We start from the raw sequence: 16324 nt of genomic DNA, 5'->3' as shown, positions 1-16324 counted from the left end.
CCGCTTCGTCGCCATGCTGATCCTGTCTTCCATAAGACAAGCCAAACAGGACCGATACCGTTCGCGCTCATTCCCGATGAGGCACCACCACACCCTACGCGCTCAAAAAACGTGAGGCACGTCGTATGCAAAACGCGATAACGTTTGCAGTGTATGATAGAACCAACTTTGTTTTCAACGTAGACCGCGACGGAGTAGCATTGCCAGACGATGGGCGTCAGCAGTGGGGAACGTCAGGCGTACCAAGCATCATCAGAGGAGGGCACCGTGAGCAAGGCCGATATCTACGAGGTGGCGAAGGCCGCCGGCGTTTCCATTTCCACCGTCTCCCGCTCATTCACCAGGCCGGAGCTGGTCTCCGCGAAAACGCGCCGCAAGGTGCTGGAGATCGCCGACAAGCTCGACTTCAACATCTCCCGTTCGGCCACCGCGCTCAAGTCCTGCCAGACGTACCGCGTCGCGATGCTCATGAACGAGGAGATCACCAGCTGGTTCAACACGCAGGTGTTCGCCGGCATCGAATCGATCGTGCACCCGGCCGGCTACGACATCTCCCTGTTCCAGCACATCGATACGCCGGAGAACCGGCACGAGTTCTTCAGCGAACTGCCGATCCGCCGCAACGTGGACGCCGTGTTCGTCGCATCGTTCTCCATCGACCCGCACGAGGTCGAGCAGCTCAAGCGCATCCACGTGCCGATCATCGGCATCAACACGCCGTCGATCGAGGGCTTCGACGCGACCATCAGCATCGATGACGAAAAGGGCATGTACACCGCCACGCAGCACCTCATCAGCCTCGGGCACCGTCACATCGTTTACCCGTCCTCCGAGGCGGCGACCATCGACTCTTCGATCGATGCGCGTACGCGCGGCTTCATCCGCGCCTGCGAGGACGCGCAGTCCCGCCACGATCTCGACTGGCAGGTGCTCACCGTGCCGCGCGGCGCCGCGTTCGCCGATTCCGCGCTGTCCGCGCTGCTGTCGCTGGACGAGTTCCCGGACGCGATCTGCTGCCAGATGGATATGATGGCGATTCCGCTGGTCATCAAGCTCGGCCGCTACGGCCACTTCACGCCGCGCGACTACTCGATCATCGGCTTCGACGACAGCCCGAACGCCGACACGATCAACCTGACTACCATGCGCCAGGACCCGTACGGCATGGGCCGCACCGCGGCGACCAAGGCGTTGAAGCTCATCGCCGGAGAACCGCTCATCACCCCGCACGAGGTGGTCGACGCGCAGCTCGTGCTGCGTGGCACCGACGCGCCGTTCGCGCCGGAAGGCATCGAGCCGTCCGACACCCCCGTCGCCTGACCGGCCTGGTCGGGTTGCGTCCGTTTCCGCCCGCTTTCCCTCCGCAAGTGGGCAGCACCGGACGCGACCACCCCTTTAGCGTGATATTTCCGCTAGCAGACCCCAGATGCTGGCGGGAATATCACGCCAAGCACCTTCTTTGCGTGATATTTCTGCCAGCATCCAGACCGTCCTATCAAAAACACCACGCAAGAAGCCTATCTGGCGTGATATTTCGGATAGTATCTGGGGTCTGCTAGCGGGAACATCACGCCAAGCACCTTCTTAGCGTGATATTTCTGCTAGCACCACACCCTCACTATCAAAAACATCACGCAAAGAGGCCATCTGGCGTGATGTTTCGGCTAATATCTGGAGTCTGCTAGCAGGAACATCACGCCAACCATCCTCTTAGCGTGATATTTCTGCTAGCACCACACCCTCACTATCACAAACATCACGCCGCGAGCAGGGCGCCGGCCAGCAGCATCGCCGGGTAGAGCGCGTAAAACACCCACTTCGTCCACGGCCGCGCATAGCCGAGCCGGTCGTTGCGGTAATGCAGGAACGCCACGCCCACACCCGGCGTAATGCACATCACCGCGCCCAGCAGTCCGGCCGTGAACATCATCGTGTTTTCGTGAGACGACAGGAAATAGAACACGAGCACGAACGCCATCGCCAGCACCCCCGTGTACATCACATGCTGGCTCACGCCGATCTGCAGCATCACGTTCCACAGCACGCCCGCCACGATCAGCGCCACGGTCATCAGCCACCGCACGAATCCCGCGTAATGCCGCGCGATCCAGTCGACCGCCACCAGTACCACGTACGCGAAGAACAGTCCCCACACCGGGTTGTGCGTGTGCGCATCGAACCATTGCCCGGTCATGATCCTGTCGTACGGCAGTCCGCACAGCATCGCGACGACGAACAGCCGGCCCGCGTACTGCATACGATTGCGCGTGTGCTGCCAGCCGTTGTAGACCAGCCACGAGTAGATCGGCACCGCGCACCACGACGCGACTTCGCACACGACCGCCGCGGTCAGGCCGGTCATGTTGTCCGCGGTGGGCGCACCGAAGATCAGCGGGACGACGGTGGTGGACGCGACCGACAGCGCCATGAACACCGCGCCGATCACCTTGAGCCGGAACACGCTCAGTCCCCGGCGTCGCTTGGTTTCGCCGGACTCGCGCCGGATCTTCGCCATCTCGATGTCGTTCATGGACATTCCTCCCTCGGCCGTACGCACGCGACCCATCGATCGCGGCACGTGCCAGTCAGTCGTCTCGATGATTCCCGGCGGCGGAACGTCGCAGCTGGCTCACCTACCGCAGTCCGAGGAACCGTAGGATTCCAGCATAATCGGCACCTGCGAACGATTGCACGGCGTGCTGACTGACGGCCGGATCGTCGGCCGGGGAGATTTCAGTGCGCAGATAAATGCCGTCGATGCCGGCCGATCGCGCGCCGAGGATGTCGGATCGTTCGTCGTTGCCGATCATGATCGCACGGTCGGCCTGCAAACCTTCGCGGGCCAGCGCGCGCAGGAAGATCTCCGGCGACGGCTTGCGCATGCCTTCCTCGCTGGAGATGACGATGCGGTCGAACATGCGGTTCAGGCCGAGTTTGACGAGTTCGGGACGCGTATAGCAGGCCTGCGCGTTGCTCACGAGCACCACGCGCAAGCCGGCCTTGTGTAAGTCCCCCAACAGTTGCAGCGCGCCCGGGTACAGGCGCAACAGGCTGGTGCTGGCCTGGCGGAACGTCCACGCCAGCCGCGACGCCTGCGACGAGATGCCGACGCCGGCCATCGACGCGTACACCGGCAGCAGGTCGGGTTCCGCCCATTCGCCGTATGCGGCGATCGCCTTGGTCCGGATCGGGGCCGCGACCGTATCGAACACCTCACGCACTGCCGCGGCATCGCACTCGCGCCACGAGCGCAGACCGGGCCGGGCCGAACGCATGCCGCCGATCGTGTCCGAGAACAGCGCGCCGCGGCCGCCGCCCCAGTTCGCCGCGCCCCGGTTGGCTTCGGCCTCGACCAACGCGTCGCGCAGCGCGTTCCACGCCGCGTCGGACGTCTCGTCGGTGCGGATGTCCACCAACGTGCCGTACAGGTCGAACAGCACCGCGTTGTATCGCGATCGCGTCATCATCAGCCCCTTCCGTAGCGATCGGCATTCAGCAGATCGGTGTGTATCGCCGGGTTCAAAGGCGCCAAGCATTGCGCCCCCTCAGTCAGCGTTGCTGACAGCTCCCCCTGACAAGGGGGGAGCAAGAATGAGGCAGACGGCAATCCGCCCAAACTAGCAAACCCGTGCTCAGACAAACTCGACCAAGCTCGATCACACTCAGCCGAATCCAGTCACGCTCAGCGCTTGCGCCGCCAGACCGTGAAGCTGTACGGCGGCAACGGCAGTCGCCGGTTGTCCACTGCGCCGGGCGTCTCATCGGACGAAACGCCGGCCGAACAGTAGATGCACGTCCACTCGTACGGCGCGATCGGCGCGACCTCGCCATACGGGCCGGGCTTCTCGAGATCGACGGTCAGCTGCGTCTGCGCCTTGCCGGTCGGGTTGATCGCGATGCAGTCGTCGCCCACGCGGAACACGACCACTTCGTCCACGCGCGGCACGATCATGCGCGCGTCGCCGAAGTACGCGGGATTGCCGCGCCGCAGCCGGATCAGCGTCGCGTAATGGTCGACCAGCGAGCTGAACCGTTCCGCGCGCTGCCAGTCGAGCTGGTTGAGCGACGCTGGACTGCAGTACGAGTCGGAGTTGCCGTGCTTGGTGCGCGCGAATTCCTCGCCGCCGAGCAGGAACGGCACGCCGGCCGCGGAGAAGATGATGCCCGCAGCGAGCCGGTTCGCGCGCATGAGATCGTCGCACGACGGGTCCTCGGCCGCGTAGTCGGTTTCGTTGGGCATGCGCCGCATGACCGCGCACAGCTTGTCCCACAGGGTCAGATCGTCGTGCGCGGAGACGTATTGGATGACCTGCGCCACGCTTGCCGTTTCACGCAGTGTTCCACGCCAGCCGTTCTCGGCGTGGCGGATGTCCTCGGCGTAGTCGGCGGCCGCGCCGGTCAGGTAGCCGGGCACCCAGTGGTAGAAGATGTGGCCGCGCACCGCGTCGCGCGTCGAGTCGCAGAACGCGCCGATGCGCGGGTCGAGGTACGGCATGCCGCGCTTGTCGGCGAGCACGACGCCGGCTGGCAGCGCGGTCTGACCGGCCGCCCACGGTTCGCCATGCATAAGAATCGAAGCCCCGTCCGGCAGCGCGTCGAGCGCCGCGCGCACCGCGTTCATCGTGTCCACGTCGATCAGGCCCATCAGGTCGAACCGGAAGCCGTCGACGTGGTATTCGCTCGCCCAGTACACGGCCGAATCGACGATGTACTTGCGCATCATCGCGCGCTCGGAGGCCACGTCGTTCGAGCAGGCCGAGCCGTTCGCGAAGCTGCCGTCGGCGCGGCGGCGCAGCGCGTAGCCGGGGATCATCCGCTCGAACCAGTTGTCGGTCGAGAACATGTGGTTGTAGACCACGTCCATGATGACCTTGATGCCGGCCGCGTGCAGCGCCTGGATCATCTGCTTGCATTCGCGGATGCGGACCTCGCCGTGGAACGGGTCGGTGCTGTACGAGCCTTCGGGCACGTTGTAGTTGAGCGGGTCGTAGCCCCAGTTGAAGCCGTGCTTCGGGTCGGTGCGCGGCAGCGATTCGTCGATCGAACCGTAGTCGTAGAACGGCATGAGCTGGACCGCGGTGATGCCGAGCCGCTTGAGATACGCGACGCAGGTCGGGAACTTGCCAGCGTTGTCAACGCTGCTGTCGTTGTCAGTGAACGCGAGATAGGTGCCGCGATGATCGGCGGGGATGCCGCTGTGCGGATCGTTGCTGAAGTCGCCGATGTGCGTTTCCCAGATGACCAGATCGTTGGTGGGGATGCGCGGACGGACGTCGTGTTCCCAGCCTTCGGGATCGGTCTGGGCAAGGTCGACGACCATGCTGCGTCGGCCGTTGACGCCGGCCGCACGGGCCCACGGGTCGGCGGTGCGGTTGATCGTGCCGTCGGCGAAGCGGACGAGATAGTCGTAGTAGGTGCCGTGACCGACGCCGTCGCAGCGCACGAGCCATGTGCCGTTCGCGCCGGGGGTCAGTTCGTGCGTTTCGATCGGATCGACGGATGCGATCGGACCTGTTTCGTCGGCCGCGGTCATGCCATCGTTGGCAGCGGTGCGACCGGATGCGCGGACGGAGGTGCGATCGCTGCCGTGATCGGTGATAGCGTTCGCAGCGTCCTCGACCGCGGAACCACTGGTGAACAGACGCAGCGTGACGCCGCTGGCGCTCGGCGCCCAGACGCGGAACGTGGTGCCGGTGGCATCCGGGAACGCGCCGAGGTCGCCGCCGGTGTAGACCGGGTAATCCGGGCACGGCTGGGCCTGTTCGGCGGGCGTGCCTGCGGCCACGGCCGGGGCGTCAGCAAGCTGCTCCATCGTGGTTTCCTTTCGTAAGATGTACGGATATGTGCGCCAAGGCGCGGCAAGGCTCCCCTCCCCAGAGGGAGCCGCCGAGCGAGACGCAGCCGAAAGCGGCTATGCGTGTGAACTCTACTTTTACTTCCGGATGTGTCGCTCAGCAGCTCCCCACGGAGAGAGGAGCCTTGGGATTCTTCTTGGATCTCCTTGCCAGCGAAGCTGACTGAGGGGTAGTCAAGCGTATTGGGACGCCTAGCTTTGACGCTCCCCCAGTCAGCTTCGCTGACAGCCCCCCTCAGCCGAGGGGGCCAAGAAAATCAGTCCTGCCTTCGCTCGCCTATCGGCTCGCTCAGGCTGAGCCTACGGACAGTCCACTGGACTGTCCGTTACGGCTCAGCCCTTGACGGAACCCGACATCGACTCCTGGTAGAAGCGCTGCATCACGATGAACAGGATCGCGATCGGGATCGAGACGAGCACCGCGCCGGCCGCGAACTTCGCGAACCAGTTGTTGATGTACTCCTTCTGCAGCATCAGCCACAGGCCAAGCGAGACGGTGTAGTTGGTCTGCGTGCGGCAGATGACCTTCGCCATCACGAAGTCGAGCCACGGGGTCAGGAAGCCGATGATGGCCTGGTAGACGATCATGGGCTTGCAGATCGGGATGATGATCTTGTAGAACACCTGCAAACGAGTGCAACCGTCGAGCATCGCGGCCTCGTCCAGCGAGGTCGGGATCGTGTCCATGAAGCCCTTCATCACGTAGAAGCCTGCGCCGGTGCCGGCCGAGTACACGAGAATCAGCGCGATGATCGACGTGTTGCCCTCGGTCAGGCCCATCGCCTTCAAGATGAAGTAGATGGCGGTCACGGCCATGATGCCCGGGAACATGCCGAGGATCAGCACCACGTTCATGAACGTCTTGCGCGTGCGGAAGCGCAGGCGGCTCATGCAGTACGCCACGGAGAGCACGAAGAAGATCGAGATCACGCACACGAAGCATGCGACGATCAGCGTGTTCATGTACATGCGCGGGAAGTTCATGACCGTGCGGTCGGTGAACAGTTCGATGTAGTTGTCGAGCGTGAACGCCTTCGGGAAGAAGGAGCTCTGCGACGGCGACTTGTCCTGGTTGAAGCTTTCCGCGAACACCCACACGACCGGGATGATCCAGATGACCGCCATCACGGCGAGGAACAGGTGGGCCAGCACGTCGCCGAGGATGCGGCGCTTGCGCGCGTCGTGAAGCAGGCCGTGCGACTGGGCCTTCTGAATGCTGTGATTACTCACCGGAATCCCTCCTCATTCTTGTAGGAACCGGAGCTGCGGTAGGTGATGAGCGACACCACCGCGAGCACGATGAAGGTCATGATGCCGATCACGGCACCGAGGTTGTAATCGCCCTTGTCGACCGTCAGCTTGTACAGCCAGGTGATGAGCAGATCGGTCTTGCCGGCGGACGCGCCGACCGGTACCGGGTCGCCTGCCGTGAGCAGGTAGATCACGTTGAAGTTGTTCACGTTGCCGGTGAACGTCGTGATCAGGTACGGCGTGAGGACGAAGAAGATGTACGGCATGGTGATCTTGACGAAGATCTGCCACCAGTTCGCGCCGTCGATGCGCGCGGCCTCGTACAGATCGGCCGGAATGTTCTGCAGGATGCCGGTGATCTGCATGATCGTGTACGGGATGCCGATCCACAGGTTGATCACGATGACCGTGACGCGCGCCCACGTCGCGTCGGTCAGGAACGGCAGCGGCGCGTCGATCAGGCCGGCGGATTCGAGCATGCGGTTGATGATGCCCTGCTGGCGCAGCATGGTGCGCATGACCAGCAGCGAGACGAACTGCGGCACTGCGATCGACATGGAGAACACCGCGCGCCAGAAGCCCTTGAAGCGGGTGGTCTTGCGGTTGATGATCATCGCGAAGAACATGCCGAAGAAGAAGTTGAGGAAGGTGGCGAAGAACGCCCACACGAGCGTCCAGATGAGCACCTGCACGAACAGCTGCGCGTTGACGGTGGCGCCCGCGCCGCCCGAGAACACCTGCTTGAACGTGTCGAGGCCGACCCAGTCGAACAGGACGACGTTGCTGTGGTCGTAGTTCGTGAACGCCATCGAGATCATGAAGATCAGCGGCAGCACGGTGAAGATGAGGATGCCGAGCGTCGGCAGGAACATGAGCAGTTCGTGCGCCTTGGCGTCCTTGAGGGTGGCGATGTCGTCCATCAGGGACGGCACCTTGCCGTCGTTGGCCTTGGCGAGGCATTCGGCCTTGTATGCGCAGCGCAGCGAGAGCGTCCACAGGTAGACGAACGCGATGATCGCGACGATCGAGCACACGCCGTACAGCAGGATGATGACCGAATTGTCGCCGGCGGTGTACTCCCAGTAGCCGTCGACGAGCACCTTGCCCTGCTTCTGCGTGCCCAGGCTCGGCAGCTTGCTGAGGTAGCCCGCGCCGCTGGTGACCATGAACGCGATGAACGCGATCTCGCCGGCCAGCAGGAGCAGGCCCTTGACGATTTGCTTGTGTGCGAGGTTGCCCAGACCGAACACGACCGCCGACAGCTTGGTCAGCACGTCGCCCTGGGTCAGCGCGGCCTTCACCGAATACGGCGAAGGAGCCACGTAGTCGGCGCCCATGCGCTTGCGCCGCTTCATCTCCCGCGGGGAAAGGGTTGCCGTTGTCATGAAACCCTACCGCCTCTCCTTGTATTGTTTGTCCATCCTCGGCTCCCCTTGCTAGGGGAGCTGTCAGCGAAGCTGACTGAGGGGTAGTCAAAAGCTACCAACGGATCTATGGTCTTGCGTATTCCCCCTTCGTCACACACCCCGTAGAACCGATAAAGCCCGGGTGCCGAACCATATTCAGCGCCCGGACTCTGTCGGCAATGGAGGAGAAGGAGGAGAGGTAAGTTTTGGATGAAACCGCTGTGTTGGTTGAGGCTGCGGAGCGGTTGCGCGGTTTCGTGACATCCGCTCCGCAGTGGCGTACCTTATCGGACCCTCAAGAGTTGGTTCCCGGTCGGATATCGTGTCATTTCGAGCGAGGCGAAGCCGAGTCGAGAAATCTTGCAGACCGATCGGGAGAAGATTTCTCCGCTCGCGTTCGCTCGGTCGAAATGACATGTCTTCCGGGATGTTCAGTTATGTGTTGTTTGGATGATTGCCGCCGGACCAGAGTCTGTGTTGCGTGTGGGACCGGCGGCGATCACGATCATTTGGTCTTCGTCATCGAGGCGAGCAGCTTGGCGAAGTCGGCGGCCTTCTGGGCGGCGTTGTCGACGGTGGTTTCCTTGTTCACGATGGAAGCACCGTAGGCCTTGGCCGGGTCCCACCACTCATTCATGGCCGCGATGGACGGCTGCAGGATGGAGGTGTTGGCGATGGTGTTGATCTGGGCCTGGGCGGACGGGTCCTTGGCGATGGAGCCGAAGTCGGAGCCGTTGCCCTCGTAGTTGGCGAGGGAGTTGTCGGACGGCACCACGCCGCGCAGATCCCAGTGGAGCTTCTGGGCGTCGGAGGAGCCGAGGAAGGCGGCGAACTGGGAAGCGACCTTGGTGTTCTTGGCGTTCGGGTTATAGGCGGCGGCCTTGGAACCGGCGAAGGCGTCCATCTGGTACTCCTGGCCGTCCACGGTGAACTTCGGCAGCTGCGCGGCGGCGTAGTGGTCGAAGTCGGCCTTGCCGTCCTCATCCTTGTCGGGGGCGAGGATGTCCTTGACGGCGGAGGCGTTCCACGTACCGGAGAAGTAGGCGTGGACCTTGCCGGACTTCAGGTTGTCCATACCGGAAGTGTCGTCGTCGTTGATGAAGTTGGCGTTGTTGGCCATGTTGACGAGGTACTTGGTCGTCGCGGTGAGCTTGTCGACGTCGACGGAGATGCCCTTGGAGGCGTCGGTCGGGTTGGAGTTGTCGCCGAAGAAGGTCAGGTCGGCGGACCTGGTGAACCACGAGGCCATGTTCCAGCCGTTGGTCATCGGGAAGGAGACAGCGGCCTTGGAGAGCATGGTGTCCCAGTTCTTGACGTCGTCCGCGGAGAAGACGGAGGAGTCGTAGTACATGAACCAAGTGTTGGCGGTGTACGGCACGCCGTAGAGCTTGCCGTCGGTGCCGGTCACGGAGTCGACGAGGACCTGGGAGTTCTGCTCCTTGACCTGCTTGGCCTCGTTCTCGCCCAGCTCGCCGATGGCGCCGGCCTTGACCAGCGTGCCCAGCTGATCGTTCGCGAACATGTAGACGTCGGCGGCGGCGGCCGGATCGGCGATCACGGTCTTGGACGCGTCGGCTTCGGAGACGACGTCGTTCTTCCACGTGATCTTGTAGTCCGGGTGGGCCTCCTCGAACTTCTTCTCAACCTGGGCCAGCCAGGACTCGGAGCCGTCCTTGCCCTTGGCCTGGTCTTCCTGCGGGGCCCAGACGCTCAGGGTGACCTCGGTGGTGCCGGAGGTCTTGTTCTCGCCGCCGGCGTTGTTGGCGGTCTCGCCGCCGCACGCGGCGAGCGGCAGCAGCATGGAGGCGGCAGCAGTAAGGCCGATAGCCTTCTTCCAATTGATCTTCATCGATCTTCCTTTCCTTTACTTACATCGTTGCGTTTTCTCTTATGCACTGCATACGTTGCAGCCCTTTTGCAGAGCTAGGTATTGCATACGTTCACATCGGCGTGATTCTCACGGCTAATGCGTTCCTCGTGCAACTCCCTTGCAGTGCATCAGTGGTTATCACTATAGCACGGTTTTGCAAACGTTGGCAATCCGTGGCAAAATTATTTACGACAAACGATGTCATTGATAACGCTAAACCGCAAGAATTGCAAAGGATTGCAGTCATGACCCAAACGCAACACGCCGAAGCCCCCGATTCCCCCTCCCCCACCACACTCCACGCCCCCTCGGCCCCCTCGCCCGAGGGTGCTGTCAGCAAAGCTGACTGGGGGAGCGTCACACCCGACAACGCTGTCATCCCCACCGCCTCTTCCTCTTGTCATTTCGAGCGAAGCGAAGCGAAGTCGAGAAATCTTACCGACGCATCCACCCCCACAGATCTCTCCACTCCGCTACGCTCCGGTCGAGATGACAATACCGCCGCGCCCCGCGCGGCCTCGGCCCCCTCGGCTGAGGGGGCTGTCAGCGAAGCTGACTGGGGGAGCGTCACACCCGACAACGCTGTCACCCCCGACAACGCTTTCATTCCCACCACCCGCACCTGGCTCAACACCGCCGTCTTCTACGAGATCTACCCCCAGTCGTTCGCCGACTCGAACGGCGACGGCATCGGCGACATCCGCGGCATCATCGACCATCTTGACTACGTTCGCAATCTCGGCTGCAACGCACTGTGGCTCAACCCGCTCTTCGACTCCCCCTTCAAGGACGCCGGCTACGACGTACGCGACTACACGCGCGTTGCCCCCCGCTACGGCACCAACGACGATCTGATCGCCCTGTTCGCCGCCGCCCACGAACGCGGCATCCGCGTTCTGCTCGACCTCGTCCCCGGCCACACCAGCGAAGAACACGAATGGTTCCGCGTCTCCTCCCAGCCCACATCCAACACCCCTTCAGCAGAGGAGCCAAGCCACAAAGAAAACACCGACGTCGTTTTCATGCAAGGACGCGACGACAACCAAGCCAACACAACGGCCGAAAACAATACAAACCCCTCTCAAGCCGCGCCCCGCGCGGCCTCGGCCCCCTCGGCTGAGGGGGCTGTCACGGCCGCAGGTCGTGACTGGGGGAGCGTCACACCCGAGGAACGCACCACACTCAACCCCACCACCCTCGCCTCCCGCTACATCTGGACCGACTCATGGATCGCCGGCGGCGACGGTCTGCCCTTCATCGGCGGCGAAACCCCGCGCGACGGCACCTACATCATCAACTTCTTCAAATGCCAGCCCGCGCTCAACTACGGCTTCGCGCACCCGCGCCAGTCCTGGCAGCACGCCGCGCTCGGCCCCGAAGCCCTCGCCACCTGCGACGCGATGGTCGACGTCATGCGCTTCTGGCTGTCTCGCGGCGCGGACGGCTTCCGCGTCGACATGGCCGACAGCCTCGTCAAGCACGACGACGAAGGCAAGCCGTACACCATCCGCACCTGGCAGTACATGTTCTCGAAGATCCGCCCCGAATTCCCGGCCGCCGCGTTCGTCTCCGAATGGGGTCGCCCCTACGAGTCCATGCAGGCCGGCTTCGACATGGACTTCTATCTCGACTGGCGTTGGGACGGCAAGCCGAACGGCTACAACATGCTGCTGCGCAACACCGACGCCCCGTTCGATCACGATGGTGATCTGAGCTACTTCAACGCGGATTCCGGCACATCGATCAAGCCGTTCCTTGACCAGTACCTGCCGCAGCTACGAGACTGCGAGCGCGTCGGCGGCCGCTTCGATCTGATCTCCTGCAATCACGATACACGCCGGTTCGCGCCGCGACTGACCGAACGCGAGCGCAAAATCGCCTTCGGCATGCTGCTGACCATGCCCGGCTGTCCATTCGTGTATTACGGCGACGAGATCGGCATGCGATACCGCGACCTGCCCACGAAGGAAGGCGGCTACACGCGTACCGGCAGCCGCACGCCGATGCAGTGGGACGGCGAACTGCCGAACCTCGGATTCTCTTCCGCATCCGCCGATGCGCTGTATCTACCGGTCGAATCTGCGGGCAGTGACTCCGTGATCCGCGAGTCTACAACCACTCTCACTGCCGAATCCACTCATGACCGCACGGCCGCCCCCGCAGCGGAATCCGAACCGTCCGACCTCGGATCGCCATCTGTCATTCCAACGGTCGCGTCGGAATCCGCCCGTGCCGACTCGCTGTACCACTGGATCAAGTCGCTGCTGGCATTGCGCGCCGGCTCCCCCGCGCTCCAGTCCAACGCGGCGTTCGAGCCGGTCGCCGCACCCGAATCCGGTCGCGCCTTCGCCTACCTGCGCACGCCTCTTGCCGCATCAGACAAGCCCACTCCCGACATTCCGGAGGCCCCCACCTCCCCCGCCATTTCGGGCGAGTCCTCTCCCGCTATCAATCCGGACGCGCCCATTCCAGACACGCACGTCCCTATTGTCATTTCGAGCGAGCGCAGCGAGTCGAGAAATCTTCCCCTCCTCATCGCCATGAACCCCGGCCGCGCAACCGAAACGGTCACACTCCCGCCCGCATTCACTGCGCAGCCCCCCACCATCCAACTCGCGCTCGGCGATCCCACCGTCGCCGGCACCACGCTCACACTCCCCCCACAGTCCTTCGCCATCCTCGGCTGACCTGCGAGCGCGGCACCTTGCCGGAATCCGTGTGTCCAGTCTCAGCGGATAGCTGACACCGCGTGTCTCGGGGCATGGCTGACGGTCTTGGGAATGGCTGGATTCCAACTGCCAGGATCTCTTCTTCAGGCTCACAACGAGGAAGAGATCCATCCCCGCGCCCGGCTCAAAGAGAAACGCATCACCACAGCGCAAGGCCCCGCCACGGCTTCCACCGCGAAGATATGCCGGACATTCCTACAGGCATAACGGATGCCAACGATGCCCCAAAACATGTGTCAGCCATCTCCCGAGACAATACAATCCCCGGAATCTGCGTCACACTTCGGCAAAAACGCGGATTCCGGCAGGGTGTGACACCAAATCCGTCACACCCTGCACAATACATCTCAAAAATCCAATGTGCGACAATCTCGGTAAATCACAAACCGCGGAATTCCGCCAATCTCTCGCAGCACTCATATCCTTCTTCCCAACCCGTTTGTCACACCACGCACAAACCTCATCACAATTCAAAAGTGTGACAGCGTTTCTCGCCACACTCCGCATGCTTGGCCCTGTTTCGTCAAAGTGTGACAACGCGCTATGCCGCCCCGCGCACCTCGCATCCTGCACCAGATCACGCCCCGCAGCCCTTCGCCATCCTCGGCTAAGCGATTACGGGCATATCTTGCAGTCGTAGGGCATACCCGCGTTGCATCACCGTGCAGCACGACCGACTAAATCACAGAAATCGTTGGAAATAGCCATTCTTCAGCGACACCTCGATCGCGTACGGCTGACGCGATGCCCTACAACTGCAAACTACGTTCTCTGCAGGGTCATTACGACCAACGCCGGCTACCGAGCGCGACGGCGGGTGGAGTGACGTTGTGGCTTCCACTGTTCGCGGTTGCGGCGGGCACGCGAGGCGAGTACCGCCCACGAGACGATCAACAGGAACGAAATCAGCAAGCCAGCCAACGCCAACGCGGTCGTGTTCACGGATTGGATCGCATCAGGCTCGGGGATCTCGTTCGGGATCTCCGCACGCACCGCCGACACCAACAAACGATGCGAATTCACGCCATACGGCGTGCACGTCATCAACGTCACCCGATCCTCACCCGGCCTGATACGCAGCTTGCTCGAATCATCCGGCGTGATCACACTGATCCGATCCACCTTATAACCCAGCGTCTCACCCATCACGTCGATATAGAACGAATCCCCCACCTTCAACTCGTCCAGCCGGGTGAACAACAGCGAATTCGGCAAACCACGATGGCCGGTGATCACCGCATGCGTCGACGAACCACCCACCGGCAGACTCGTGCCATACAAGTGACCCGCACCCACCGCCAGCACGTCATCGCTCGTGCCGTGGTAGATCGGCAGGTTCACATCGATCTTCGGGATACGAATCGAACCCATCACACCCTGACCCGTATCCAACAGGCCCTGATACTCCTTGTCCCGCGCGGCCAGCGAATCATCCGCACCCGACGCCGACGACTGGCCCGCGTTGCTGGAGAACGGGTCATGCACCTCGCCGATCGTCGTCTGACCCGACTGCGCAAGCCGCTCGTTATACGCGCGTGCCGCCTTCAGCATGTTCTCCGCCTGCGGATACGGCCAACCGGCCACCTCACTCTGCGTCTGCGACACCTGCGAACTCTGCTCATACTCGTTGACCGCACGCATCACAAACGGCGTCGCGATAATCACAAACCCGATAATCAGAAAGATCACCGACAACACGCCAAAGACGCGCGAACTACGACTCCGCTTCTCGGCTGCCTTGGCCCCTTCGGCTTCTTCGGTCACCATTCCCCTCTCGACTCCCTCAGCTGAGGGACTGAGCTGTGAGGAAAACTCCGGAGGCGTTTTTAGGCGGGGGCGAGCCGACAAAACGGCCGAAGGCTCTGTAACTGCTGGTTCTGTCTGCGAGGCAGACTGAAAGAGCGCCACACCCTCGGAACGCTCCGTTCTCCTATCCTCGGCTCCCTCGGCCGAGGGAGCTGTCAGCGAAGCTGACTGAGGGAGCGTCACGCCCTTGGCATGCCCTGACGCATTCGTGCCGTCCTCACCATCTCCCGCACGCACGGTCCGCATCCCGCGCTCACGCATCACGCACCTCCGTCGTCGTCACGCATACTTGCCCTAACCCAAGCGGACAACTCCAGATCCACCGCTTCGTGCGCCGCCGCACCACACGCTCCCGCAGACGAATCTCCCTTTCGCCCGCCGCACAGCACGACCGCTCGTCACTCCCTACCAACATACCCGACTCCCCACCCCACAGCAACGCCGCACGCCGCGATGCATCCGTTTCAGCAGCCGTCCTGTCGTTTTCTACATTATCGTCATATTTTCTGCCTCATTTGACAACACAATGAGGCAAAAAATTGAATCGGCAGGAGGATTCTGCAGGAGAAGTCGAATGTCGTTGCTCCCATGCGGCCCATTGAGTCCTACAAGCACATGCTGGATTGGCTCCTAGGATCGGCACGATGACAGAACGTCCCCTGAAATTTCATCCTGAACCATCAAACCCACCACCAGCCCCTATCTAGGTCACAGGACGGAGAAGAAGGATCATCTGCCATCCCGTGATCCGACATCACTCAAGCCGTGAGACCGGCAATCATTCCTCACGCCATTTGCAGATATCGGAGCCGTTAAGGAATTCGTTCTCGTTGCGTTCCAGGAGTGCTGCGGACAAACATGCGACGCGCCGCATCGCATCATCAGCACCCTTTAGAACAACGCAAAAGGCCGCACGAAGGCGGAAGGGCACCCCGCCCTGAAACCGCACACGCCAAGGCGTGACAATCATGCGAGTTGAGTACCTTTACTGGCGATAACGCCACGCAACCGACCCGCCGCGTGACATCCGGGCGAGTAGGACGCCGCTACTAGCAGAAACATCACGCAAGAGAGGTCAGAGAGACTATTGGCGTGATATCCGGGATAGCAGGGATCGCCTACTAGCAGAAATATCACGCGAGAGGGGCATTGGCGTGATATTCGGGCGAGTAAGACACCGCTACTATCCCAAACATCACGCAACGGAGGTAGTTGGCGTGATATTCGGGATAGCAAGACGCAGTTACCAACAAAAACATCACGCAAGAGAGGTCAGAGAGACCATTGGCGTGATTGATGTGACCTGGTTTTTGTTCCGTGTTTTATCTCATTGATGGGAGACTAGGAACATGACCGGAAAGACTCGTTATACGAAGGAGTTCCAGGCGAGGGCGCTCAGGCTTCTGGA

Annotated in this window: 8 protein-coding genes and 1 pseudogene; 2 read left to right on the top strand and 7 right to left on the bottom strand. The window is 62.1% G+C overall.

Going from position 1 to position 16324, the window contains the following annotated elements; genetic code table 11:
- The first annotated feature begins 267 nt into the window (after positions 1 to 267).
- A complete protein-coding gene (locus AC1A0G_RS11975; RefSeq protein WP_476529977.1) occupies positions 268 to 1320 on the top strand; it encodes a LacI family DNA-binding transcriptional regulator in 1053 nt (350 codons plus the stop codon).
- 436 nt (positions 1321 to 1756) lie between these two features.
- Here AC1A0G_RS11975 and AC1A0G_RS11970 read toward each other — a convergent pair whose 3' ends face one another.
- From AC1A0G_RS11970 to AC1A0G_RS11945, 6 genes are all read right to left on the bottom strand, one after another.
- Entirely contained in the window at positions 1757 to 2530 is a 774-nt protein-coding gene (locus AC1A0G_RS11970) for a TraX family protein (RefSeq protein ID WP_476529976.1), read from the bottom strand.
- Between the two features lie 103 nt (positions 2531 to 2633).
- A complete protein-coding gene (locus tag AC1A0G_RS11965) occupies positions 2634 to 3467 on the bottom strand; it encodes an HAD family hydrolase (RefSeq protein ID WP_476529975.1) in 834 nt (277 codons plus the stop codon).
- A 215-nt stretch (positions 3468 to 3682) separates the two neighbouring features.
- On the bottom strand, positions 3683 to 5812 hold the full coding sequence (pulA, locus tag AC1A0G_RS11960; RefSeq protein ID WP_476529974.1) for a type I pullulanase: 2130 nt from the start codon (positions 5810 to 5812) through the stop codon (positions 3683 to 3685).
- Between the two features lie 375 nt (positions 5813 to 6187).
- Entirely contained in the window at positions 6188 to 7084 is an 897-nt protein-coding gene (locus AC1A0G_RS11955; protein ID WP_214374088.1) for a sugar ABC transporter permease, read from the bottom strand.
- The gene (locus AC1A0G_RS11950) at positions 7081 to 8460 is read right to left on the bottom strand and encodes a carbohydrate ABC transporter permease (protein WP_476529978.1); all 1380 of its coding nucleotides are present in this window, start codon (positions 8458 to 8460) and stop codon (positions 7081 to 7083) included. The genes AC1A0G_RS11955 and AC1A0G_RS11950 overlap by 4 nt, the downstream gene beginning before the upstream one ends.
- 556 nt (positions 8461 to 9016) lie before the next feature.
- A complete protein-coding gene (locus AC1A0G_RS11945) occupies positions 9017 to 10360 on the bottom strand; it encodes an extracellular solute-binding protein (RefSeq protein WP_476529973.1) in 1344 nt (447 codons plus the stop codon).
- A 671-nt stretch (positions 10361 to 11031) separates the two neighbouring features.
- Here AC1A0G_RS11945 and AC1A0G_RS11940 point away from each other — a divergent pair.
- Positions 11032 to 12471 (top strand): annotated as a pseudogene (locus AC1A0G_RS11940) (alpha-amylase family glycosyl hydrolase); the annotation flags it as partial.
- A gap of 1437 nt (positions 12472 to 13908) precedes the next feature.
- Here the strand turns inward: AC1A0G_RS11940 and AC1A0G_RS11935 are convergent.
- Positions 13909 to 15177, bottom strand: a complete 1269-nt coding sequence (locus AC1A0G_RS11935; protein WP_476529972.1) for a class C sortase — start codon at positions 15175 to 15177, stop codon at positions 13909 to 13911.
- Positions 15178 to 16324: the final 1147 nt, after the last annotated feature.

This window comes from Bifidobacterium sp. LH_230 (genome assembly GCF_056357555.1).
The sequence above is the reverse complement of the archived record's forward strand: the minus strand, read 5'-3'. Positions and strand labels throughout refer to the sequence as shown.

Bases quoted from the DNA above. Each gene is read 5' to 3' on its own strand.
- AC1A0G_RS11950 (WP_476529978.1), bottom strand. From the start codon at position 8,460: ATGAAGCGGCGCAAGCGCATGGGCGCCGACTACGTGGCTCCTTCGCCG.
- AC1A0G_RS11970 (WP_476529976.1), bottom strand. From the start codon at position 2,530: ATGAACGACATCGAGATGGCGAAGATCCGGCGCGAGTCCGGCGAAACC.
- pulA (WP_476529974.1), bottom strand. From the start codon at position 5,812: ATGGAGCAGCTTGCTGACGCCCCGGCCGTGGCCGCAGGCACGCCCGCC.
- AC1A0G_RS11965 (WP_476529975.1), bottom strand. From the start codon at position 3,467: ATGATGACGCGATCGCGATACAACGCGGTGCTGTTCGACCTGTACGGC.
- AC1A0G_RS11935 (WP_476529972.1), bottom strand. From the start codon at position 15,177: ATGCGTGAGCGCGGGATGCGGACCGTGCGTGCGGGAGATGGTGAGGAC.
- AC1A0G_RS11945 (WP_476529973.1), bottom strand. From the start codon at position 10,360: ATGAAGATCAATTGGAAGAAGGCTATCGGCCTTACTGCTGCCGCCTCC.